The sequence below is a fragment of the Planobispora longispora genome (genome assembly GCF_016863135.1).
Taxonomy (GTDB): Bacteria; Actinomycetota; Actinomycetes; order Streptosporangiales; family Streptosporangiaceae; genus Planobispora; species Planobispora longispora.
The window spans coordinates 41,531-63,072 of sequence record NZ_BOOH01000011.1; the positions used below are offsets into that span (position 1 = coordinate 41,531).

At 72.7% G+C, this 21,542-nt stretch carries 21 protein-coding genes; 11 read left to right on the forward strand and 10 right to left on the reverse strand.

The genetic code is table 11. The features are described from left to right. Positions 1 to 50: 50 nt before the first annotated feature. Positions 51 to 902, reverse strand: a complete 852-nt coding sequence (locus Plo01_RS05450) for a GrpB family protein (RefSeq protein WP_203889384.1) — start codon at positions 900 to 902, stop codon at positions 51 to 53. Positions 903 to 1,003: 101 nt separating this feature from the next. On the opposite strand from Plo01_RS05450, the gene Plo01_RS05455 reads away from it, so the two are divergent. Together Plo01_RS05455 and Plo01_RS05460 are read left to right on the forward strand one after the other, a co-directional pair. Continuing rightward, the gene (locus Plo01_RS05455; RefSeq protein ID WP_203889472.1) at positions 1,004 to 1,411 is read left to right on the forward strand and encodes a YciI family protein; all 408 of its coding nucleotides are present in this window, start codon (positions 1,004 to 1,006) and stop codon (positions 1,409 to 1,411) included. A 6-nt stretch (positions 1,412 to 1,417) separates the two neighbouring features. Further along, positions 1,418 to 2,575 (forward strand): RNA polymerase sigma factor, encoded by a 1,158-nt coding sequence (locus tag Plo01_RS05460; protein ID WP_203889385.1) that lies wholly within the window; start codon positions 1,418 to 1,420, stop codon positions 2,573 to 2,575. Between the two features lie 58 nt (positions 2,576 to 2,633). Here Plo01_RS05460 and Plo01_RS05465 read toward each other — a convergent pair whose 3' ends face one another. The 3 genes from Plo01_RS05465 to Plo01_RS05475 all read right to left on the reverse strand — a co-directional run bounded on the left by Plo01_RS05465 (position 2,634) and on the right by Plo01_RS05475 (position 4,011). Next, positions 2,634 to 3,104, reverse strand: a complete 471-nt coding sequence (locus tag Plo01_RS05465) for a hypothetical protein (RefSeq protein WP_203889386.1) — start codon at positions 3,102 to 3,104, stop codon at positions 2,634 to 2,636. Then, positions 3,097 to 3,324 carry an AbrB/MazE/SpoVT family DNA-binding domain-containing protein gene (locus Plo01_RS05470; RefSeq protein ID WP_203889387.1) on the reverse strand — a complete coding sequence of 76 codons (228 nt, stop codon included), beginning with the start codon at positions 3,322 to 3,324 and terminating at the stop codon, positions 3,097 to 3,099. Before Plo01_RS05470 ends, Plo01_RS05465 begins: the two co-directional genes overlap by 8 nt. A gap of 78 nt (positions 3,325 to 3,402) precedes the next feature. After that, the gene (locus Plo01_RS05475; RefSeq protein ID WP_239315908.1) at positions 3,403 to 4,011 is read right to left on the reverse strand and encodes a TetR/AcrR family transcriptional regulator; all 609 of its coding nucleotides are present in this window, start codon (positions 4,009 to 4,011) and stop codon (positions 3,403 to 3,405) included. A 114-nt stretch (positions 4,012 to 4,125) separates the two neighbouring features. On the opposite strand from Plo01_RS05475, the gene Plo01_RS05480 reads away from it, so the two are divergent. From Plo01_RS05480 to Plo01_RS05490, 3 genes are all read left to right on the forward strand, one after another. Beyond that, positions 4,126 to 5,055, forward strand: coding sequence for an NmrA/HSCARG family protein (locus Plo01_RS05480; protein ID WP_203889388.1), 930 nt, complete (start codon positions 4,126 to 4,128; stop codon positions 5,053 to 5,055). Between the two features lie 82 nt (positions 5,056 to 5,137). Next, on the forward strand, positions 5,138 to 5,425 hold the full coding sequence (locus tag Plo01_RS05485; protein WP_203889389.1) for an ArsR/SmtB family transcription factor: 288 nt from the start codon (positions 5,138 to 5,140) through the stop codon (positions 5,423 to 5,425). Next, on the forward strand, positions 5,422 to 5,808 hold the full coding sequence (locus Plo01_RS05490; RefSeq protein WP_203889390.1) for a VOC family protein: 387 nt from the start codon (positions 5,422 to 5,424) through the stop codon (positions 5,806 to 5,808). Before Plo01_RS05485 ends, Plo01_RS05490 begins: the two co-directional genes overlap by 4 nt. 133 nt (positions 5,809 to 5,941) lie before the next feature. Here the strand turns inward: Plo01_RS05490 and Plo01_RS05495 are convergent, their stop codons facing one another. Beyond that, positions 5,942 to 6,445 carry a DoxX family protein gene (locus Plo01_RS05495; protein WP_203889391.1) on the reverse strand — a complete coding sequence of 168 codons (504 nt, stop codon included), beginning with the start codon at positions 6,443 to 6,445 and terminating at the stop codon, positions 5,942 to 5,944. Between the two features lie 340 nt (positions 6,446 to 6,785). On the opposite strand from Plo01_RS05495, the gene Plo01_RS05500 reads away from it, so the two are divergent. The 4 genes from Plo01_RS05500 to Plo01_RS05515 all read left to right on the forward strand — a co-directional run bounded on the left by Plo01_RS05500 (position 6,786) and on the right by Plo01_RS05515 (position 11,593). Further along, positions 6,786 to 7,604 (forward strand): ABC transporter ATP-binding protein, encoded by an 819-nt coding sequence (locus Plo01_RS05500; protein WP_203889392.1) that lies wholly within the window; start codon positions 6,786 to 6,788, stop codon positions 7,602 to 7,604. Between the two features lie 10 nt (positions 7,605 to 7,614). Continuing rightward, the gene (locus tag Plo01_RS05505; protein WP_239315910.1) at positions 7,615 to 8,601 is read left to right on the forward strand and encodes an ABC transporter substrate-binding protein; all 987 of its coding nucleotides are present in this window, start codon (positions 7,615 to 7,617) and stop codon (positions 8,599 to 8,601) included. Further along, positions 8,598 to 10,670: an iron ABC transporter permease gene (locus Plo01_RS05510; RefSeq protein ID WP_203889393.1), complete on the forward strand. Its 2,073-nt coding sequence runs from the start codon at positions 8,598 to 8,600 to the stop codon at positions 10,668 to 10,670. Before Plo01_RS05505 ends, Plo01_RS05510 begins: the two co-directional genes overlap by 4 nt. 89 nt (positions 10,671 to 10,759) lie before the next feature. Beyond that, positions 10,760 to 11,593 (forward strand): siderophore-interacting protein, encoded by an 834-nt coding sequence (locus Plo01_RS05515; protein WP_203889394.1) that lies wholly within the window; start codon positions 10,760 to 10,762, stop codon positions 11,591 to 11,593. Positions 11,594 to 11,674: 81 nt separating this feature from the next. Here the strand turns inward: Plo01_RS05515 and Plo01_RS05520 are convergent, their stop codons facing one another. Next, positions 11,675 to 12,874, reverse strand: a complete 1,200-nt coding sequence (locus tag Plo01_RS05520) for a tetratricopeptide repeat protein (protein ID WP_203889395.1) — start codon at positions 12,872 to 12,874, stop codon at positions 11,675 to 11,677. A gap of 469 nt (positions 12,875 to 13,343) precedes the next feature. Between Plo01_RS05520 and Plo01_RS05525 the strand changes: the two genes are divergently transcribed. Continuing rightward, complete coding sequence (locus Plo01_RS05525; protein WP_203889396.1) at positions 13,344 to 13,736, forward strand: VOC family protein; 393 nt, start codon at positions 13,344 to 13,346, stop codon at positions 13,734 to 13,736. A gap of 106 nt (positions 13,737 to 13,842) precedes the next feature. Here the strand turns inward: Plo01_RS05525 and Plo01_RS05530 are convergent, their stop codons facing one another. The 4 genes from Plo01_RS05530 to Plo01_RS05545 all read right to left on the reverse strand — a co-directional run bounded on the left by Plo01_RS05530 (position 13,843) and on the right by Plo01_RS05545 (position 20,853). Beyond that, a complete protein-coding gene (locus Plo01_RS05530) occupies positions 13,843 to 15,036 on the reverse strand; it encodes a tetratricopeptide repeat protein (protein WP_203889397.1) in 1,194 nt (397 codons plus the stop codon). Then, entirely contained in the window at positions 15,033 to 16,367 is a 1,335-nt protein-coding gene (locus tag Plo01_RS05535) for an ATP-binding protein (RefSeq protein WP_203889398.1), read from the reverse strand. Before Plo01_RS05535 ends, Plo01_RS05530 begins: the two co-directional genes overlap by 4 nt. A gap of 210 nt (positions 16,368 to 16,577) precedes the next feature. Further along, positions 16,578 to 17,519 carry a peptidase associated/transthyretin-like domain-containing protein gene (locus Plo01_RS05540; RefSeq protein WP_203889399.1) on the reverse strand — a complete coding sequence of 314 codons (942 nt, stop codon included), beginning with the start codon at positions 17,517 to 17,519 and terminating at the stop codon, positions 16,578 to 16,580. Between the two features lie 196 nt (positions 17,520 to 17,715). Continuing rightward, positions 17,716 to 20,853, reverse strand: a complete 3,138-nt coding sequence (locus tag Plo01_RS05545) for a bifunctional cytochrome P450/NADPH--P450 reductase (protein ID WP_203889400.1) — start codon at positions 20,851 to 20,853, stop codon at positions 17,716 to 17,718. A gap of 81 nt (positions 20,854 to 20,934) precedes the next feature. On the opposite strand from Plo01_RS05545, the gene Plo01_RS05550 reads away from it, so the two are divergent. Continuing rightward, entirely contained in the window at positions 20,935 to 21,510 is a 576-nt protein-coding gene (locus Plo01_RS05550; RefSeq protein ID WP_203889401.1) for a TetR/AcrR family transcriptional regulator, read from the forward strand. Positions 21,511 to 21,542 lie beyond the last annotated feature (32 nt).

Consider the following 21,542-nt stretch of genomic DNA (forward strand, 5'->3'; position numbering starts at 1 on the left):
GACCTCGGTGGCGATGCCGGAACGGCTCTTGCCGGGGAGTCGAGGACGGGTCAGGCGTCGCTCGGGCCTGGTCGCCAGCCGACGCTTTGCGCCCAGGCGTCGGCGTGCCGCACGATGTCCCAGACCAGGGGTTCCTTGGCGGTGACGTATCGCCGGCGGTCGTCGCGGAACCGCCGCGCGCACTCCCGCTTGGCCTGCGCGAACTCGGTCGCGGCGGCGGGGTGGGCGCGCAGGTAGTCGCGGAACAGCAGGGGCAACTGCTGGGAGAAGCTGCCGAGTTCACGGACATGGATGTGGGTGCGCCGGGTTCCCGGCGCCTCGCGGAAGTAGCGTTTGGTCAGCTCCGGATTGCCCGTCCGGTGAACCAGGCCCAGACGTTCCAGAGGGGCCTTGTAGGCGTTCAGCGGCTCCAGCGCGCGCACCGAGATCTGGATGTCGATCACCGGCTTGGCGGCCGGGCCGGGCACCGACGTCGAGCCGATGTGATCGATCCGCGGTGCGACGTCGCCGAGCGCCTCGCGCAGTACCGCCCCGATCGCGGCGAACTCCCGCGGCCAGGCGGAGTCGTGGTCCGTGATCTCGACGGGGTCTCCCATGCCCTGATTATCGACCACATCGATCAACGTCGGGAGGCGTGCAGGGGAGGCCGGACACGCCTTGGGAATCGTGGGGGCGAAGACGCCGCCCAGGATGGCACCGAGCGCGTAGCCGAGCTGGAAGGTGCGGGCCCGGCCGATCCGGTCGGACGGCGTCCCGCCGTACATCGTGAAGACCGGCCGGCCCGCCGGCCCGGCGACGGTGGCGAGCAGGGCGGACGGCCTGGACAGGCCCAGCGTGGTGGTGCCGTAGCCGATGAAGGAGGCGATGAGGAGGGAGGCCGCGGCGTCGGCCGTGCCTGACATTCCGCCGGGAAATTCTCCGGAGCGATGTCGAGAATCCGTACCCCGCTCCGTCCCCGCCCTGAACGCGGCCACAATGGGCCGTACGCATCGAGGGGGTCATGATGGCCAAGTACCTGCTGCTCAAGCACTACCGCGGCGCCCCGGCGCCGGCCAACGACGTGCCGATGGACCGGTGGGCGCCGGAGGAGATCTCGGCGCACGTGAAGTACATGGAGGATTTCGCGAGCCGTCTGGAGGAGACGGGCGAGTTCGTCGACGCCCAGGCGCTCTCCATGGAGGGCACGTTCGTCCGCTACGACGGCGAGGGGCGGCCGCCGGTCACCGACGGCCCGTTCGCGGAGACCAAGGACCTGATCGCCGGCTGGATGATGATCGACGTCGAGACCTACGAGCGGGCGCTCGATCTGGCGGCCGAGCTGTCCGCCGCCCCGGGGGCCGGCGGGAAGCCGATCCACGAGTGGATCGAGGTGCGCCCGTTCCTGACCGCGCCCCCGACCATCACGGAGTGACGCACGGTGGACGAGGCCCTTCTGCGGACTCTCACACCCACCGTGATCGGTGTTCTCGTCCGCCGTGGAGCCGACTTCGCGGCGGCCGAGGACGCCGTGCAGGAAGCCCTGGTCGAGGCCCTGCGCGTGTGGGCGGGCGAGCCGCCGCGGGACGCCAAGGGCTGGCTGGTCACGGTGGCCTGGCGCAAGTTCCTCGACGCCGCCCGCGCCGACGGCTCCCGGCGGCGCCGCGAGGAGCTCGTCGAGGGCGAGCCCGTCCCCGGTCCCGGTGAGGCGGTCGACGACACGCTCCGGCTGTACTTCCTGTGCGCGCACCCGTCCCTGACGCCGGCCTCGGCCGTCGCGCTCACGCTGCGCGCGGTCGGCGGCCTGACCACGCGCCAGATCGCGCAGGCCTACCTCGTGCCCGAGGCGACCATGGCCCAGCGCATCAGCCGGGCCAAGCGGACCGTCTCGTCCGTCCGGTTCAACCAGCCCGGTGATGTGGCCACGGTGCTGCGCGTCCTCTACCTCGTCTTCAACGAGGGCTACTCCGGCGACGTCGACCTCGCCGCCGAGGCGATCCGGCTCACCCGTCAGCTGGCGGCGAAGACCGGGCACGAGGAGGTGGCGGGCCTGCTCGCGCTCATGCTGCTCCACCACGCGCGGCGCCCGGCACGGACCGGTCCCGACGGCAGGCTCGTGCCGCTGGCCGAGCAGGACCGGAGCCTGTGGGACACCTGCCTGATCGCCGAGGGCGTGGACATCCTCCAGGCGGCCCTCGCCCGCGACCGGCTCGGCGAGTTCCAGGCCCAGGCCGCCGTCGCCGCGCTCCACGCCGACGCCCGGACGGCGGAGGAGACCGACTGGGTGCAGATCGTCGAGTGGTACGACGAACTGGTGCGCCTCACCGGCAACCCGGTGGCCCGCCTCAACCGGGCCGTCGCGGTCGGCGAGGCCGACGGCCCGCGGGCCGGGCTGGCCGCCCTGGCCGACCTCGACCCCGCCCTGCCGCGATACGCCGCCGCCGCGGCGTACCTGCACGAGCGGGACGGTGACCCGGCGACCGCGGCACGGCTCTACGCCGAAGCCGCCCGGTCGGCGCCCAACCTCCCCGAATGCGACCACCTCATGCGCCAGGCCGCCCGGCTCAACGCGCGGCTGCGCGGCGGAGCCGCGACGTGACCGGTGGCGGACGGCGGACGCGCCACCGCCTCCGCTCCGGGCGGGCGCCTCCCGTCCGTCACCGCAGAACGGACCGGCCCAGCATCACACGGCAATACCACCAGAACGCGAGGGACAGGACACCGACGCCGATGTCGAACAGGCTCATCGGCGCCCCGAGGAGGTCCCACCGGTCCCGGAAGGCGAAGGTGAGGATCAGCAGCATCACCTGGGCCAGCGCGGTCATCAGGGCCAGCGGCACCGCCCAGCGGGAGCGCAGGATCGAAGCCGCCGCCGAGGTGAGACCTCCGACGACGTTGAGGGTCCACAGGACGCCGAGACCGAACGGATAGTCGGTGAAGTAGCCGATCTGAGGCTCCCCGTACCCCTGGGCGGCCAGATAGCCCGGGTCGAGCGTGAGCGTGAGCAGGTAGTCGCGCGCGCCGCCGATGTAGAGCGCGAGCATGAACAGCCCGACGACCCACAGATGCCACGGCGCGCGGCCCCGTCGAGGACTTTCCACTGCGGCCGGCACGGTGTCTTCACGCATCGTCGCTCCGGTCCTTGTGGGCGTCGAGCACGGTCTCGGCGAGGTGGACGAAGTCGTCGTTGCGCAGCACCGCGATGCCGCGCTCCACGTCCGCCAGCAGCAGCAACGTGTCTCCGGCGACGATCCCGAACATGTCTCGCATGTCCTTCGGGATGACGATCTGGCCGCGATCCCCGACTTTCGCCGTCCCGGCGAGCTTCCCTGGCGGTGGTGGCGTCAACCCGGCTCCATGTGCGCTCGTTCCTATTTTTCATACCTTTCATACTGAACCTACATCAGACACCGGGCGTGCGGGAGATCAGATCATCGGTTCCGGGCCGGGGCGCACGCCGTTGAGGGCGAGGCCGAGCAGCCGGTCGGCTTGGGCCGACCCGTCGGGGCCGCCCTCGGTGGCCTGGGAGATGGCGCTGACGAGCGTGAGGAGGTCGGCGATCGAGACGTCGGGGCGTACGGCTCCGGCCCGGCGGGCCCGCGCCAGCACTTCCTCCCCGGCGTCCAGGATCATCGTGTGGCAGGTGGCGCCCAGGGCGGGGTCGCCGCCGGAGGCGCCGCGCATCAGCGAGGCGGCCAGGCCGCGATTGGACACGGCGTGGGCGACGACGGCGCGAAGCCAGGCTCCCAGCGCGGGGCCCGGGTCCCGGGTGGCCGCCAGGTCGCGTGCGGAGGCGCACAGGACCTCGACCTTGCCGCGGAAGACGGCCTCCAGCAGTGCCTGCCGGGAGGGGAAGTGCCGGTGCAGGGTGGCCGAGCCGACGCCGGCCCGCCGGGCGATCTCCTCCAGTGACGCCTCGGCTCCGTGCCGGGCGACGGCCTCGGCGGCCGCGGTGAGGATTCGCTCGTAGTTGCGGCGTGCGTCGGCGCGCATCGGCCGCCCGGCCCGCGCCGGCGCGGGGCTTCCCTCCGGCATGAGATCTCCAGGGGATTGAAAAACGGGGTGGTCCTCCATGTCGTACTCGATCGTAAGTGGAGGGGTGCCCCGTTTAGTGGGCGTCCTTCCCGTGCCCTCATTCGGGAGAGATCTGTGGACGCATCAGAAAAGACCATCGCGGTGGTGGGAGCCACCGGTCTGCAGGGCCGTGCCGTCACGGCGCACCTGCTCGCCGGCGGCTGGCGGGTCCGGGCGCTGACGCGTGACCCCGCGGGCCCGGCCGCCCGGGTGCTGGCGGAGGCCGGGGCGCAGGTCGTGCGGGCGGAGATGGACGACGTCGCCTCCCTCGTGGCCGCGGCCGAGGGCGCGTACGGCATGTTCAGCGTCCAGCCCACCGTCGGCTCTCCGGGAACCGCGGCCGGCTTCTCGGCCGAGGACGAGGTCCGCTGGGGCTGCAACGTCGCCGAGGCGGCCCGGGCCGCCTCCGTCCGGCACCTCGTCTACGCCTCGGTCGCCGGCGCGGGCCGTCACGGCACCGAGAGGCTGCCGCAGAACGTGGTGAGCAAACACCGGATCGAGCGGTGCGTCGGCGAGCTCGGCCTGCCCGCGACGATTCTGCGGCCGGTCTCCTTCATGGAGAACTACACCGGCGCGTACCACCTGCACGGCGGGGCCCTGACCGCCGCGTTCGCGCCTGAGGTGCCGCAGCAGATCATCGCCGTCGACGACGTCGGCGCCATCGCCGCTTCGGTCTTCGCCCGGCCCCGGGACTGGATCGGCCGGGCGGCGGACCTCGCGGGGGACGAGCTGACCCCGGTGCGGATCGCCGCGGCCATCTCCGAAGCCGTCGGACGTCCCCTGCCCTACGTCCGGATCTCCCTGGAGGCCGTCGCCGCGGCCGGTGGGGAAGAGGCCGCCTTCGCCTACCGGTGGCTCAACGAACGCGGCTACCGGGCCGACGTCGCCGCCACGCGCGCCCTGCACCCGGGCCTGATGGATCTGCGCGCGTGGCTGGCGGTCTCGGGTGCGGCCCAGATCGCGGGCTTCCTGGCCGCCCGGGGCGACGGGGGAGGGGAGGGGTGAACGGGCCCGCGTGACGCGTGGCTGTGCGTAGTGCGCCGGGTTCGCATTGACAGGCAAGTAGTGGCTTGCCTATCGTTGCCGTATGGGCGATGTCTTCAAGGCCCTCGCCGACCCCACGCGGCGGACCATCCTCGACGAGCTGGCCGAACGTGACGGCCAGACCCTGTTCGAGATCTGCGCCCGCCTGGCGAATCACGATCAGCTGAGCCTGACCCGGCAGGGAGTGTCCCAGCACCTGGCGGTGCTGGAGGAGGCCGGGCTGATCACGACGCGCAAGGAGGGCCGGTACAAGTTCCACTACCTCGACACCACTCCGCTGGCCGCCATCTTCGAGCGGTGGCCGATCACCGGGAAAGGACAGACGCCGTGAAGATCTATGTCACCAGCGTGTTCGTGGACGACCAGCAGAAGGCCCTCGACTTCTACACCGAGGTGCTCGGCTTCACCAAGAAGCACGACATCCCGGCGGGCGGGGCCCGGTGGCTGACGGTCGTCTCGCCTGAGGACCCCGAGGGCACGGAGCTGCTGCTGGAGCCGGACGGGCACCCCGCGGTCGGGCCGTACAAGAAGGGGCTGGTCGCCGACGGCATCCCGGCCGCCTCGTTCCAGGTCGCGGACGTGCGTGCGGAGCACGAGCGGCTGCGCGGGCTGGGGGTGACGTTCACGCAGGAGCCGATGGAGGCGGGGCCGGTGACCATGGCGGTCTTCGACGACACCTGCGGGAACCTGATCCAGATCGTGACCCCGGCCTGACCGCCGGATCAAGCCGCTGACCTGGGAGGAGAACGGCGGAGCGGGCGGGACTCCGATCTCGCGGAGTCCCGCCCGCCTTCCCCTTCGCCCGCCCGCGCCCGCCCGCGTCCGCGCTCGCTCTCGTCCGCGCCCGCTATCCGTGGGCCGGCTGCGGGCCGACCCGGGGGTCCGCCGTCCGCCCCGCGACCTCGCGGGCCGGTACGAGGCTGGCGCCGAGAGCGCGGGCCGCGATCACCATGGCCGCGGCCGCCAGGACGATGTCCTTGAAGATGTACTGGGCCTCCAGCGTCGGCGCGCCGGGGAACAGGTCGGTGAAGAACAGGACGTACGGCGCGAAGAACCCGGCCGTCGCACCGATCATCACGACCAGGCCGGTCTTCAGCAGCTTGCCGGTCACCAGCGTGAGGCCGATGAAGACCTCCATGCCGGCGATCACGAACTGGGCCGCGTAGCCCGACAGCATCCCCAGGGACAGTTTCTCCAGCGTGGCCACCGACAGCTCCTCCGCCGGACTGACCCCTGGGAAGAACTTGAGTGTGCCGAAGACCACGAAGACCAGGCCGAGGCTGACGCGGAGGATGTCGATGCTGTGCCGGGACAGCCAGGCGGCCAGCTTGTGGATCGTGTTCGAAGTCATCTCGTGCTCCCTGCCGATGTCGTTCTCGTCTGGGTCCAGACTCGTGAAACCGGCGGCGGAAAACGTCCGGCCAGCGGAGGCAGTCGGCCTACATCTTCGCCCGTACGGTGAGCCGGGCGCATACCTCGGCACGCCTAAGGGGTTCGCCCTAGGGGAAGCGAACGGCCTGGTCAGGACCGGTGGCGGGCATGCTCCGGCGGAACGGGCGCGCTCCCGTGGGATGGATCGCCGCGCTCCGGACGGCGAGCGGAGATCGTCGGACGGAGCAGAAGACGGTTGTCAAATCATGATCAATTAGGGCTGGGTTGACATTTAGCTAGGTAAGCCTAACCTAATCCCCGTGACCGAGAAGATCTCGCTGCGTGGAGCCGACCTGCGTCTCAGCTACCACGGCGCCACCGCCGTCGAGAACGGCCACATCACCTTGACGCAAGGGCGCGTGACGGCGCTGGTGGGCCCGAACGGCAGCGGCAAGTCCACGCTGCTGCGAGCGCTGGCCCGGCTCCACAAGCCGGAGACGGGCACGGTGACACTGGCCGACGGCACGTCCGCCCTGGACCTTCCGGCCCGCGACTTCGCCAAGCGGGTCACGCTGCTGGCCCAGAGCCGTCCCACGCCGTCCGGCGTGCGGGTCCGGGACGTCGTCGGGTACGGCAGGCACCCCTACCGGGGCCGGTGGCGGTCGGGCGACCCCGACGGGGAGGCCGCGATCACCAGGGCGATGGAGCTCACCGGCGTCACGGCCATGGCCGACCGTCCGGCGGACGAGCTGTCGGGCGGCGAGCTGCAGCGCGTGTGGCTGGCCACCTGCCTGGCGCAGGACACCGGCGTCCTGCTCCTGGACGAGCCCACCACCTTCCTGGACCTGCGCTACCAGATCGAGCTGCTGGATCTGGTGCGCGATCTGGCCGACGAACACGATGTGGCCGTCGGCGTCGTCCTGCACGACCTGAACCAGGCCGCCGAGCTGGCCGACCACGTCGTCCTGCTGCACGGCGGCCGCGTCCGGGCCGACGGTCCGCCCGCCGAGATCCTCACCGAGGAACTCCTCACCGAGGTGTACGGCATCCGCATCAAGGTCACGCACGACCCGAGGACGGGGACGGTGAGCACTCGGCCGATCGGCCGGCACACCAGAAGCGTCTCTGCAACAACCTGACAGGAATACCATGATCCCCCTGCGCACCGCCCTCGTGGCCGTGGCCGCCGTCGCCGTGCTCGGCGCCTGCGGCACCACCGAGACCCCCGCTCCGGAACCGGCCGCCTCCGGCGGCACGGCCTCCGCCGCCCCGATCACCGTGACCGACGACCGCGGCAAGCAGATCACCCTCGACCGTCCCGCCGCCAAGGTGGTCGCCCTGGAGTGGGGCGAGGCCGAGATGGTGGTCAGCCTCGGCGTCATGCCGGTCGGGGTGGCCGACGTGAAGGGGTACGGCACCTGGGTGACCGCGGCCAAGCTGGACCCCTCGGTCAAGGACGTCGGCACCCGGCAGGAGCCGAGCGTCGACTCCATCGCCGCCCTCCAGCCCGACCTGATCGTCATGGAGGCCTCACGCGACTCCGCGCTGGTGCCGCAGCTGGAGAAGTTCGCCCCCGTCGTCGTCATGACCGGCAGTGACGGGAGCGACAACCTGGGCCGGATGCGGAAGGACCTCAAGACGATCGCGACCGCGCTGGGCAAGACCGCCGAGGCGGACAAGCTGCTGGCGGACTTCGACACCGCGCTGAGCGAGGGCAAGAGCAAGCTCGCCGCCGCCGGCTTCGCCGGCAAGCCGTTCGCCATCGCCGACGGCTGGAAGGACGGCAGCAAGATCTCCATCCGCATGTTCGGCAAGGGCGCGCTGGTCTCCGAGGTCGCCACCCAGCTCGGGCTGGTCAACGGCTGGAAGGGCGAGGTGGACCCGGCGTGGGGTCTGGGCGTCACCGACGTCGAGGGCCTGACCGCGCTGAAGGACCCCGGCACCCGCTTCTTCTACAACGCCTCCGACGGCGTCGACGTCTTCGCCGACGGACTGGCCTCGAACGCCATCTGGAACAAGCTGCCGTTCGTCGAGAAGAAGCAGGTCACCAAGCTGCCCGACGGCATCTGGACCTTCGGCGGGCCGCTGTCCTGCAAGCAGTACGCCGAGGCCCTCGTGAAGGCCTACACCGGTTGAGCACTTCGGTTCGGACCGCGCCTGCGCCCGTCACGCCGCTGCGGCGGCTGGGGGGCGCCGGCGCGGTCCTCCTGACGCTGGCGGCGGTCGTCCTGGTCGCCGCGGTCCACGTGACGCAGGGCACGTCGTCCATCGGCGCGCTCGACCTGCTCCGGCTGCCGTTCGGCGACGGGGACGACGAGGCCGCCCGGATCCTGCTGGCCTCCAGGCTGCCCCGGCTGCTGGCGGGGATCTCCGTCGGCGTGGCCCTGGGCGCGGCGGGCGCGCTGCTGCAGGCCGTCTCCCGCAATCCCATGGCCTCGCCCGACACGCTGGCGGTCAGCTCCGGCGCCTACTTCGCGGTCGCCGCGGCGGCGGTCTTCGGCCTGACGCTGCCGCTCTTCATGTCGGGCCTGCTCGCCCTGCTGGGCGGGCTGGCGGCGGCCGCCCTCGTGCTGGCGCTGGCCGCGGGCGGCCGTACCGGCACGACCAGGCTGATCCTGGCGGGCTCGGCGACCGCGCTGGCGCTCGACTCGCTCACCAACCTGCTGCTGATCCTCTTCGAGGAGGAGACCACCGGGCTGTTCGCCTGGGGCAGCGGCTCGCTCGTGCAGAGCGACCTGGAAGCCGTCTCGCAGATGGGCCCGCTGATCCTGCTGGTCCTGGCCGCCGCCGTGCTGGCCGGGCCGAAGCTCGACATCATGGGCCTGGGCGACGACACCGCCACGGTGCTCGGCGTCAACGTCGCCCGGCTGCGCCTGTGGCTCACGCTCCTGGCCGTCGTGCTGGCCGCCGCCGCGGTGACCGTCGCGGGGCCCGTCGGGTTCGTGGGCCTGTGCGCGCCGGTGATCGTCAGGCTGCTCCCGGGCGCGCACCGCCACCGGACGGCGGTTCCGCTGGCGGGTCTCGTCGGCGTGCTCATCGTCCTCGGCTCCGACATCGCGCTGCGCGCCGTCTTCGGCGGGCAGGCGGGCGTGGACGTGCCGCCCGGCGTGGTGACCACGCTGTTCGGCGCCGCCGTGATGGTGTGGCTGGCCCGCCGCTACCGGGACGCCGGGCCGACCCGTCAGCCGCCGATCGTGCGCGTCGCCGCCCGCTCGCGCGCCGCCTTCCTGACAGTGGTGACGGTCTGCGCGATCCTGCTCGCCGGGGCGGTCTTCCTCGGCATGCTCGGCGGCGACACCTGGATTCTGGGCGGCGACCTGGTCAACTGGCTCAGCGGGCGGACCGGCCGCGGTCTCACCTTCGTGCTCGACCAGCGCTACCCCCGCGTTCTCGCCGCGGTGCTCGCCGGCGCGGCGCTGGCCGCCGCGGGCACGGCCGTCCAGGCCGTGTGCCGCAATCCGCTGGCCGAGCCCGGCATCCTCGGCGTCACCGCCGGTGCGGGCGTGGGTGCGATCTCGCTGCTGGCCCTCGTGCCGCTCGCCGGGATCTGGCCGATGTCCGCGGCGGCCATGGTCGGCGCGCTGGTCGCCGCCGCCGCGGTGTACCTGCTGTCGTGGCGCGGCGGGCTGAGCTCCGACCGCCTGGTGCTGATCGGCGTCGGGGTGCAGGCGGCGTGCACCGCCCTCACCGTCATGATCATCGTCAAGGCGGATCCCTGGAACACCGCCATGGCGCTGACCTGGCTGTCCGGTTCCACCTACGGCCGCGTCCCGGCCCAGCTGATCCCGGTCGCGCTGGCCCTGGTCCTGGTGGTCCCGCTGATCGCCTGGCTCCGCCGTGATCTGGACCTGCTCTCCCTGGACGAGGACAGTCCCCGCATCCTCGGCGTCCCCCTGGAGCCGGTACGGCTGGCCGCCCTGGGCGGCTCGGTGCTGCTGACCGCCACCGCGGTCTCCGCCGTGGGCGTCGTCGGCTTCGTCGGCCTGATCGCCCCGCACGCCGCCCGTGCCCTGGTCGGCTCGGGTCACACCCGGGTCCTGCCGGTGGCCGTGCTCCTCGGCGCCCTGCTGGTGAGCCTGGCCGACACGCTCGGGCGCACCGTCATCGCCCCGGCCCAGGTGCCCGCCGGGATCGTCACCGCGCTGCTCGGCACGCCGTACTTCGTCTGGCTGTTGTGGCGCTCACGGGCGCACGCGGACGGCTGACGGGCCGACGCCGGGCACCTGGGCAGCGATCAGAACATTCGTTAAGGTTAGCCTTACCTAATGAGGCGCTAGAGGACCGAGGACCGTCCATGGCGAAGAGCAACATGACCGCGACCCGCGTCAAGCCCGAAGTCTCGGAACCGCTCACCCTGCGCGTGCTGCGGAGCGAGCGCGTCTCCCCCCACTTCATGCGCGTCACGCTCGGGGAGGGGGACATCGACCGGTTCACCCCGATGGGCTACGACCAGTGGTTCCGGCTGTTCCTGCCGGTCTCCGACGACTCCCTGGCCCGCCTGCCCGGCAAGCTGACGACGCTGGCCTACGCCAGGTATCTCACCATCCCCAAGAGCTCGCGTCCCATCCTGCGCAACTACTCGGTGCGCGCCTACCGCCCCGAGGGGCCCGAGGGGCCCGAGCTGGACGTCGACTTCGTGCTCCACGGCTCACCCGGGGACGGGACCGCCGGCCCCGCGTCCACCTGGGCGCTCACCTGCCGACCGGGTGATCAGGTGGCCATCCTGGACGAGGGCATCAGCTTCAACCCCCCGCCGGGGGTGCGCAGCGTCATGCTGGTGGCCGACGAGACGGGCTTGCCCGCGGCCGCCTCGGTACTCGCCTCGCTCCCGCGTGACATCGAAGGCCGGGCCGTCATCGAACTGCCCTCCCCGGACGACCGGCAGGACCTCGACGCGCCCCCCGGGGTGGAGGTGACCTGGGTGCCGCGCGAGGACCCGCACGAGGTTCCCGGCCGTGCGGCGCTGGCCCTCGCCCGGGAGCTGCCGGTCCCGGCCGAGTCGTTCTTCGGATGGGCGGTGGGGGAGCAGGCCCTGCCCGCCGCCCTGCGCCGCCACTGGATCGGGGCGGGGGTCCCGAAGGGGAACATCATGTTCTGCGGCTACTGGCGGGCGCCCGCCGCCCGGTAGCCCCCGGACCCCGCTCCCGGCCCGTGCTCGCTCCCGGCCCGCAGCCGGGCCTGGAGCGGCGTGGCCGGTTCGATCCAGGTGTCATCCGCGCTCTTCGGGATCCCGCCCGGCCGTCTCCGCCCACCGGGCGAGCTGGCGCCGGGTCTCCAGCGTGTCCGGATGCTCGGCTCCGAGCAGCCGCTCGAACCCCGGCAGCAGGACGGCCATCCGGTCACGCGCCCCGGCGGCGTCTCCCGCTTCGCCCGTCATATGGGCGAGACTCTCGCGCAGCCGCAACGTGTGCAGGTGCTCGGCCCCGAACACCCGCTCGTGCGTCGGTAGCAGGGCGGCCAGCTGGTCGCGGGCGGCGGCCGGGTCCCCGGCGTCTCCCGTCCAGTAGGCGATGTTGTGCCGGGTGTCCAGCGTGTCCGGGTGCTCGGCTCCGAAGAGCCGCTCGTGTACCGGCAGCTGGGCGATCATTTGGTCGCGGGCGGCGGCCGGGTCTCCGGCCTTCGCCTTCCAGTAGGCGATGTTGCCCAAGGTGGCCAGCGTGTATTGATGCTCCGGCCCCAGGACCCGCTCGCGTATCGGCAACAGGGCGATCAGCTGGTCGCGGGCGGCGGCCGGGTCCCCGGCGTCTCCTATCGAGGAGGCGAGTTCGGCTCGGGTGATGAGGACGTCCGGGTGTTCGGCGCCCAGAACCCGTTCGCGCACCGGCAGCAGCGCGGTGAACTGGTCGCGGGCGGCGGCCGGGTCCCCGGCCTCCCGCGTCCAGTAGGCGAGGTACCCCCGGGCGGCCAGGGTGTTCGGGTGTTCGGCTCCGAACACGCGCTCGTACAGCGGGAGCATGGCGGCGTACTGGTCGCGCGCCCCGGCCGCGTCCCCGGCCTTCCCCGTCATGCGGGCGAGGCTGTCACGCAGGATCAGCATGTCGGGACAGTCAGCGCCCATGCCCCGTTCATACTCCGGTAGCAGGGTGGCCAGCTGGTCGCGGGCGAAGGCTGCGTCCCCGGCGTCTCCCGTCAAATAGGCGAGTTCGGCTCGGGTGATGAGAACGTCCGGGTGTTCGGCGCCCAGAACCCGTTTGATCGTCGGCAGCAGGGCGGCGTACTGGTCGCGGGCGGCGGCCGGATCCCCGGCCTGCCGGGTCCAGTGGGCGAGGTAGCCCCGGGCGGCCAGAGTGTCCGGGTGTTCGGCTCCGACTGCCCGCTCGTACAGCGGCACCAGGGCGGCGTACTGGTCGCGCGCCCCGGCCGCGTTCCCGTCCCTTCCCGTCCTGCGGGCGAGGCTGTCACGCAGCATCAGCGTGCCGAGGTCGAGGTGTCGGTCTTCCCGGACTCGCTCGTACGGCGGTTCCGGAGCGGCGTACCGGACGTCGGCGGCGGCCGGATTCCCCGTCTTCCTCTTCCGGGTGGCGCGTTCGGCTCGGGTGAGCGGTGTGCCCGGGTGCCCGGCTCTCCGCGCGCGCCTGCGCATTCGCAGGAGGGCCGCGACAGCGATGACCACGGCACGACGCACTCGTGAGGAACCCGGCGGCGGGGTGATCGGAAACTCCTGCGGGTCGGGGGGAGTGGGCATGGCTCCCAGCGTGCCGCGCTAAAAGACCGATATATACATATGTGCCCTATCTGTTACCGATCGTCCTCCAAATGGGGCGGGAAGCCCCGCTGCCCACAGGCGTGTCGTTTCGCCGTGTCGTTTCGCCGTGTCGGGCGGTACGGGGACGTGAAGTCCCCGGTGCCCGCCCGGATACGAATATAGGATCACGAAGATGCGCATTGATCTGGTGACGATCATCGTGGACGACTACGACCGCGCCATCGACTTCTTCGTCACCGCCCTGGGCTTCGAGCTGGCCGAGGACGCGCCGTCGCTGACGAACGACGGCCGCCCGAAGCGCTGGGTGGTCGTGCGGCCGCCGGGCGGCGGGACCGGCGTCCTGCTCGCCCGCGCCGACGGCGAGCGTCAGGCCGCCGCCGTCGGCGACCAGGTGGCAGGCCGGGTGGGGTTCTTCCTCCGGGTGGACGACTTCGAGGCCGCCCACGAGCGGATGACGGCGGCGGGCGTCGCGTTCGTGACCGCGCCGCGCAGGGAGCCCTACGGGCGGATCGCCGTCTTCGAGGACGTCGCCGGCAACCGGTGGGACCTGCTCGGCCCGGCTTGAGACGTTCCTCGGAGGCGCCGATCCGGGTGGTGAGCCCGGGGGCGGGAGCCGAGGCGAACGGAAAAGCCCGGCGGAGACGGGCCGCCCCTCAGATGCTGACCGCTCCTCAGAGGCTGACCGTCCGGCCGGTGAGGCGCCGCACCCCTGCCGCGATCCAGATCGTGGCCAGTCCGGCGTAGGTGCTCAGCATCACGGCGGACATCGAGGCCAGGACCGCTGACACGGCGATGACGAGTGCCAGCAGGCCCGCCCAGCCGTACAGCACGATCCGTGCGAGCGGCGAGCCGGTGTGCACCGTCTCCTGGACGGGAGTGATCAGAGCCATGACCGCCGCACCCGCCGCGCCCACGACCTCGTGGGAGGACACCGCGCCCAGCACGATCAGCGTCGCGCCCGCGGCCAGGAGGGCGCAGCACAGGCCGGCCATCCGGACCTCCGCGCGCTCGAAGAGCAGCCTGGCGTCCCCGGCGCGCGCCAGGCGCAGGGTGGTGAACGCCTCGACGGTCCAGGCCACCCAGTGCAGCAGCGCGACGAGCAGCAGGAGGATGATGAGCATCGGCGCCGCGGGCAGCAGCAGCACCACCCACCACCTGCCGAAGAACCTGCCGCGCAACCGGTCCAGCGCCCGGTAGAGGGGGTTGCGCCGCTTGAGCGCCTTCAGCAGGAGGTCCCTCGCCTCGCCGAAACCGGGATCGAGGCGGAGCACCTCGCGGAAGGCGCGGGCGGCGTGGCCGGGGTCGCCGAACTCCAGCGCCACCCGCCCGTACGCCAGGTGGGCCAGCGCGTCCTCCGGGTCCAGCCGTACGGCCTGCGCCGCGGCGTCCCGGGCCTGGGCGACCTCGCCGAGCGCGGTGAGGGCGAGTGCCAGCAGGCCGGCCGACTCGGCGTCCTGCGGGTCGAGGGCCAGGCCGCGACGGGAGGCGTCCGCCGCCTCGGTCCACTGTCCCGCCCGCAGGTGCGCCCGGGACAGGAACCTCCAGATCGGCGCGTACCCGGGTTCGATGGCCAGGGCGGCGCGGAGGGTGGCGATCGCGTCGCCGGGCCGTCCCGCCATCAGGTAAACCTGACCGGCCACGTAGTGCGGGAACCACTGGTCCGGCGCGAGCCGTACCGCTTCGCGCGCCTCGCCGACCGCCTCGGACGGCATCCGCTGCTCGGCCAGGGCGATGCCCAGCAGGGCGTGCACCTCGGCGTGTTCCGGGTCCCGGGCGAGCACCCCGCGCAGTTCCCGCTCGGCCTCCGCCGGGCGGCGCAGCTTCAGCAGCGTCCGTGCCCGCTCGATCAGGGTGTCGGCGGTCACCGGATGTCCTCGATCCAGGGCATCAGCTCGTCCCAGGCGCCGGAGTCGTTGGCGTGCAGCACGTAGTTGCGCGCGGTGGCCAGCCATTCCCGTACGGCGGTCGGCCTGGCGTCGCGGGCCGCGGCCAGCAGGTCCTGCGTCGTCAGCGGGACGAGGCGGCCCGCGCTGATCGACTGCTGGAGCTTGGCCTCCACCGCCCGGTCGACCACGCCCTTCAGGTCCGCGCCGGCGAACTGGTCGGTGGCCCGCGCGACCGCGTCGAAGTCCATCTCGGCCAGGGGTTTGTCACGGCAGAGGATGCGCAGGATGGCGGCCCGCGCCGCGACGTCGGGCGGGGGAACGAACACCAGCTGGTCGAACCGGCCGGGGCGGCGGAAGGCCGCGTCGACGTACCAGGGGGCGTTGGTGGCCGCCAGTACCAGCACCCCTTCGTTGGCGCGTTCGTCCACGCCGTCGAGCTCGGCCAGGAACTGGTTGACCAGCTGGCGGTTGTGCGCCTGGCGCATGTCGGCGCGGCGGGCGGCCAGCGCGTCGACCTCGTCGAAGAACAGCACGCACGGCCGGTTGCGGCGGGCCAGGTTGAACGTGGCCCGCAGGTTGCGCTCGCTCGAACCGATGTACATGTCCAGGATGTCGGCCAGGCCGACGTCGACGAACGACGCGCCGAGCTCGCCGGCGGCGGCCCGGGCCAGGTGGGTCTTGCCCGCTCCCGGCGGGCCGTACATCATCACCCCGCCACCGGCCCGCTTGCCGAACGCGGCGAACAGCTCCGGCTGCTGGACGGGGAGCAGGAGCTTGATCCGCAGCGCTTCCTTGACGGCGTCCATCCCCGCCACGTCGGCGAAGGTGACGCGGGAGCGCACCGCCTCCACGCCGGTCTCGCCGGACGGCCCGGGCGCGGGACGCGCGGGGACGGCCGGGACGGGCTGCGGCGGCGCCAGCCGCGCGGCCAGATCGGGATCGGCGACCGCCGGGTCGCGGGAGACCGCGTCACGGTAGCGCTGGGCCGCGCCGGTCGTGTCGCCCTCGCCGAGCAGCGCCCTGGCCGCGATCACTCCGAGCCGAGGGGGATGGCCGGGCACGGTCAGGAACGGTTCGAGCGCCGAGAGCGCGGCGCCGTGGGAGTTCTGCCGCACGAAGGCCTCCGCCAGCCCGGCCGCGACGTCCGGATCCCTGGGAGCCAGCCGGAGCGCGGCGCGGTACTCGGTCTCGGCCTCGGCGAGATATCCCCGGGCCAGGAGCTGTTCGGCGAGATGCCGCCGCAGGGGGAGGTTCTCCGGGGAGAGACGCGCCGCTTCGCGAAGCGCCTGGAGCCCAGCGTCGTCGAGCACGTGCCCGATCCCTTCTCACGAGAAGGATGGTCGATTCCAGCCCGGGTAAGGGTATCCGAATCGTCAGACCAGGTGATCGGCTGTGGGCGCGGGGCATCCACGGCCGGGCCGCGTGACGCCGGCGGGGCCGCGTGGCGTCAACGGGGCGGTGTCCGGGACGCGGCGGGCGGTGGCGGCCAGGGCGGGGAGGGCAGGCGGAGAGGGGAGCGGTCAGGTCTTGTCCTGGTCGGAGTCGGCGGAGAAGACGATGGCCCCCACGTAGCCCTCGCCCTCCCGGGTGACCTTCATGAGCATGCTCGGCTGGTAGATGTTGTCGCCGTCGTTGAAGGTGTCCCGGCCGGTGCGCTGGGCGTACGGCTGGCTCTCGAACACCTTCGTGTTGACGGTCTCGTCGAACATGACCTGCGTGGTCAGCACCCGGGCGCCGCCGACGTGGACCATCGCGTGGATGTGCACGGTCCGGCCCCGGTACCAGCCCGGCCAGATCGTGACGAACTGGACGATCCCATCGGCTCCCGTGACCTGGGCGCCGCGCAGGTAGCGCTTGTCGTCGACCGGGCTGAGATCGCCCATGTCGCCCCCGCCCCGGCCCGGATCGCCCGACGGGCCGCCGGGGGGAGGGGTGTCCCGGCCGGGGCCGCCGGGGGGAGGGGTGCCCTGACCGGGACCGCCCGTGGGCGGCGTGCCCGGCGGGGTGCCGACGCCCGGGCCGCCCTCCTGGCCGCTCCCCGACGACAGCGACTCCGCGCCCGAGTAGATGCCCCCGGCGTCGCAGTGCCAGATCTCGACCACGGTGTCGGGCAGCGGCGTGCAGGTCTCGCTGTCCTGCACCTTGATCGCCACCCGGAGCGGGACGCCCTCCCGGTCCTCGCGGATGTCGCTGCGGATCTTGTCCGCGTCGAAGTAGTACGGCCCCTGCGTGGTGGTCTGGGTCAGCGTGCAGGTGTTCGCCCCGGCGAACAGGTCCTCCAGACCGGAGGTGGCCGCGGTCGTCGGTGAGATGGCGGTGGTCGAGCCCGTGGAGGTGGTGACCGTCGAGGGGGTCCCGGCCTGCTCGCCGCAGGCCGCCAGGAGCGCGCCCAGCCCGATCGTGCCGATCCCGGCGAGCGCCGTACGGCGGCTGACCCGCCGGCCCTCGTGATCGTGCCCCATGTGATCCGTCCCTTCGAAGCCTGCCCGTACGGCCGCATGACCGGTATGGCGGGAAAAGTACGGAGGGAGCGTGAGAATCATCTTAGAACGCCCCGAGAACGGGCTTATGAAGGGCGCGCGGGCCGCGGGATCGCGCTCGGGCGAAGGGGGCGTGCTCCGGCGAACGAGGGTGTGCTCAGGCGGAACGGGAGCGCGCTCAGGCGAAGACGTCCTGCTGGTAGCGGCCCTCGGCCTCCAGCCCGCGCAGCCACGCCTCGCCGTCCCCGCCGGTCCTGCTCTCGTAGATCCCGGCCAGGGCGCGCCGTACGGCCGGCGCCATCCGCAGCCCGTCCCCGCACACGTACACGTGCGCCCCGCGCTCCAGCAGCTCCCACACCCGGTCGGCCTCGGCGGCCACCGCGTCCTGCACGAACCGGAACCGGTGCCCCGGGACCGCGGAGAACGCGGTGTGCACCCGGGCGACCCCGTCGCGCTCCCAGCCCTCCAGCTCCCTCCGGTACAGCCAGTCGTGGCCGGGGTGGCGGCAGCCGGTGAAGACCTCGGCCGGGCCGCTCGCCCCCGACAGCGCCCGGTCCTCCAGGAAGCCGCGGAGCGGGGCGAAGCCGGTGCCGGGGCCGATGAGGATCACCGGGACGGCCGGGTCGCCGGGCAGCCGGAACGGGGGAGCCGGGACGCGGACGTAGCCGTAGAACACCTCGCCGGGCGCCAGGCCCGCCAGGTAGGCCGAGCACGTGCCGCGGTACTCGCCGGCGCCGGACCAGGCGGGGCCCTCCACCAGCCCGACGGTGATCCGCACCGTCCCCGGATCGGCCAGCGGCGAGGAGGAGATCGAGTAGTAGCGCGGCCGGATCGGCCCCGTCATCTCCAGGAAGAGCGGGAGCGGCAGCGTGATCGCGGGGAAGCGCTCCAGCAGGGCGAGCACGGAGACCCGCTTGGTCAGGATCTCCTCGGCGTAGTCGAGTGCGGCGAGCTGCCCGCGGGTCCACGGGCACTCGGTGTGCGCGGCGAGCGTCTCCAGGTCGGAGCGGGTGGCCACGTCCTGCAGCTCGGCGAACTCGGCCAGCAGCAGCCCGGCCGTGACCGGGGTGTCCGTCGGCAGGTGGGTGGCGCCCCGGGCGCGCAGCCGTACCACCCGGTCGCGGGGGACGCGCAGGCAGCGCAGCGCCCACTCCACCAGCTCCGGGTCGTTCTTGGCGAAGACCGCCAGGTGGTCGCCGGCCGTGTAGGAGACGCCCTCGGGCAGCCTCGCCGTGATCGAGCGCACGCCCGCGCGGGGCGCCTCCAGGGAGAAGTCCCAGAGTCCGGCCGGGTCGCCGGTCAGCTCCTCACCGGCGATCACGGTCAGCGGGACGGCCCGGTCCGAGACGACGGCGGGCCGGACGTCGGCCTCGGTGAGGATCTCCATCTCGTAGCGCGGCCCGCCGCCTGCGTCGCCTCCGGAAGCCGCGCCGTACTCGGCGGCCAGCGCCGCCCACAGGGCCGAGGTCCAGGCGGTGACGTCGCCGTCGAGGTCGCCGTCGGCGTCGGCCTCCCCGCGCTCCACCAGCGGTACGGCCCCCGCCCCGGTGAGCTTGGCGAAGGCCCGCCGGGGGAACTCCTGGTAGCTGGGCCACTGGGTGTCGCCGCAGCCCAGCAGCGCCAGCCGTACCCCGTCCAGCGGCGGCAGCTCTTCCAGGGCGTCGAACGCCTGGGCGTTGTCGGGGGCCCTGCCGTTGTAGCTGGAGGCGACGATCACCAGGGGACCGCTCGCGGGCGGGGCGGCGGCCAGCTCGTCCAGGGTCGTCAGGGTGACGGCGAACCCGGCCCGCCCGGCCCGCCCGGCCAGCCGCTCGGCGATGTCGGCGCAGGTGCCGAGGTTGGAACCGTAGGCGACGGTGAGGCCGGTCCCGGTGACGGCCATCTCCACCGGCTGCTCGTCGGCGGTCCGGCCCGCCCCGGTCTCTCCGGAGGCGTTCCTCTCGTACGGCATGCGCTCCCGGACCCGGAGCGTGAACCCCTCCGGCTTGAGGGTGAGGGTCTGCTTGACCTTGATCCGGTAGGCGTCCGGGTCGGAGATCGCGAACCGCTGGAGGACGAGCGCGAGGGCCAGACGCGCCTCGGTCAGCGCGAACTGCCGTCCGATGCAGGCGCGCTCGCCGTTGCCGAACGGCTTGTAGGCCGCCGGGTGGTGCTCCTTCCTGCGCTCGGGGAGCCAGCGGTCGATGTCGAACTCCCCGGGCCGCTGCCACGCCTTCGGGTGCCGGTGCAGCGGGGGCAGGAGCACGACGGTCGTCTGCCCCTTGCGCACCGGGTAGCCGCCGATCTCGGTGTCCGCGAAGGGTTTGACGGCGAAGGCCGGGATGGGGGACCAGATCCGCAGCGTCTCCTCCAGGACGCGGGGGATCACGTCCAGCTTCATGATCGTCTCATAGGAGGGCGCGGCGTCGCCGGGCAGCAGCCGGTCGACCTCGGCGTAGGCGCGGGCGAGCACGTGCGGGTTGCGCAGCAGGTTGTACAGGGCGAAGGAGAGCAGGCCGCTGGTGGTCTCGTGTCCGGCGATCAGGAAGGTCAGGACCTGGTTGCGGATGTTCTCGTCCGGCAGCCGCCGTCCGGTCTTCGGGTCGGCGGCCCCCAGCATCAGGCCGAGCAGGTCCCTGGTCGAGGTGTCGCCCGCGGCGCGCCGCTGCCGGATGACGTCGTCCACCAGGTCCTGCATGGCCCGGATGTCGGCCCGGTAGGCGGCCTCCTGCTTCTTCATCATCCTGGTGACCAGGGGGAGCCGCCGGTTGCGGAGCATCGCCTCGGTCAGGGCGCGCCCCATCGCCTGCAGGAACGGGTGGAGCTCGGGCGAGGCGAAGGAGTCGAACCGGTAGTCGAAGCCGGTCAGCGAGATCGTGTCCAGGGTGAGCCTGGTCATGTCGTCGGAGACGGGCAGGTCCTCGCCCTGCCTGCGCTCCCAGGACGCGACGAGCTGCCGGGCCACCTCCAGCATCTGCGGGAAGTACGCCTTCATGGAGCGCTGGCTGAAGGCGGGCATCAGGATGCGGTGCGCCTGGCCCCAGACCGGCTCGTTGCCGCGGGCGGTGAACAGCCCGTCGCCGCCGAAGTCGCGGACGATGGACAGCGGCGGGTCGATGCCCTTGTAGAAGCGCGTCTCGTCGCAGACCTCGGCGACCAGGTCGGGGTCGTAGACGAACAGCACCCTGCGGCCGAGGATCTCCAGCTGGTAGACGCCCTCCTCGTGCTCCGCGGCGAGCCCGTCGAGGAACTCGTTGGGGGAGTGGGCCGGTATCTGCAGGGTGTTGCCGAGAACGGGCAGGCCCCGCGGGGCGGGCACGGAACGAGTCGCGGACATGGGAACTCCTCGCATCCCGTGGCCGGTGACCTCCGTACGGCACCGGCCATACACCGTATGGCAGTAGCTACCATACGGCGTATGGCCGTGAGTGCGCGCAGGGGGGAGCCCCTGACGCTTGAGGAGATCTGCGCGACCGCCCTGCGGATGATCGACGCGGGCGGGGTGGACAGCCTGTCCATGCGCAAGCTCGCCGCCGAGCTCGACGTCAACCCGATGTCGCTCTACCACCACGTGGACAGCAAGACCGCGCTCCTGCAGCAGGTCTGCTCCATGGTGGCGCTCCGGCTCCGGCTGCCCGCCGACGACGGCACCCCGTGGCGGGACCAGCTGCGCGCCCTGGGATACGCCTACCGCTCCATCGCGCAGCGGCACCCCTCGCTCTGGCTGTACGTGCAGTCCCACCCGGAGGCGCTCAAGCACGACTACCTGCTGTGGGACGTGCTCAACCGGATCCTGGTCGCCGCCGGGGTCCCGCCGGAGCGGCTGGCCCACACCCGCAAGGCGCTGTTCACCTTCGTCTCCGGCTTCGTCTTCGCCGAGTGCGCCGGGATCCTCGCCGAGCAGGACGGCCCCGGAGGCGCCGCCGACGTCGACGACACCTTCGAGGTCGCCGTGGACCTCATCATCGCGGGCCTGTCGGCGGCCCGCCCCTGACGGGCCGCTCCATCCGCTCGTGAAGGTCCGCT

Excerpts from the sequence above, each read along its gene's own strand:
- Plo01_RS05450 (WP_203889384.1), bottom strand. The coding sequence starts at position 902 with ATGTCAGGCACGGCCGACGCCGCGGCCTCCCTCCTCATCGCCTCCTTC.
- Plo01_RS05455 (WP_203889472.1), top strand. The coding sequence starts at position 1,004 with ATGGCCAAGTACCTGCTGCTCAAGCACTACCGCGGCGCCCCGGCGCCG.
- Plo01_RS05465 (WP_203889386.1), bottom strand. The coding sequence starts at position 3,104 with ATGCGTGAAGACACCGTGCCGGCCGCAGTGGAAAGTCCTCGACGGGGC.
- Plo01_RS05475 (WP_239315908.1), bottom strand. The coding sequence starts at position 4,011 with ATGCCGGAGGGAAGCCCCGCGCCGGCGCGGGCCGGGCGGCCGATGCGC.
- Plo01_RS05485 (WP_203889389.1), top strand. The coding sequence starts at position 5,138 with ATGGGCGATGTCTTCAAGGCCCTCGCCGACCCCACGCGGCGGACCATC.
- Plo01_RS05495 (WP_203889391.1), bottom strand. The coding sequence starts at position 6,445 with ATGACTTCGAACACGATCCACAAGCTGGCCGCCTGGCTGTCCCGGCAC.
- Plo01_RS05505 (WP_239315910.1), top strand. The coding sequence starts at position 7,615 with ATGATCCCCCTGCGCACCGCCCTCGTGGCCGTGGCCGCCGTCGCCGTG.
- Plo01_RS05515 (WP_203889394.1), top strand. The coding sequence starts at position 10,760 with ATGGCGAAGAGCAACATGACCGCGACCCGCGTCAAGCCCGAAGTCTCG.
- Plo01_RS05520 (WP_203889395.1), bottom strand. The coding sequence starts at position 12,874 with ATGCTGCGTGACAGCCTCGCCCGCAGGACGGGAAGGGACGGGAACGCG.
- Plo01_RS05525 (WP_203889396.1), top strand. The coding sequence starts at position 13,344 with ATGCGCATTGATCTGGTGACGATCATCGTGGACGACTACGACCGCGCC.
- Plo01_RS05540 (WP_203889399.1), bottom strand. The coding sequence starts at position 17,519 with ATGGGGCACGATCACGAGGGCCGGCGGGTCAGCCGCCGTACGGCGCTC.
- Plo01_RS05545 (WP_203889400.1), bottom strand. The coding sequence starts at position 20,853 with ATGTCCGCGACTCGTTCCGTGCCCGCCCCGCGGGGCCTGCCCGTTCTC.
- Plo01_RS05550 (WP_203889401.1), top strand. The coding sequence starts at position 20,935 with ATGGCCGTGAGTGCGCGCAGGGGGGAGCCCCTGACGCTTGAGGAGATC.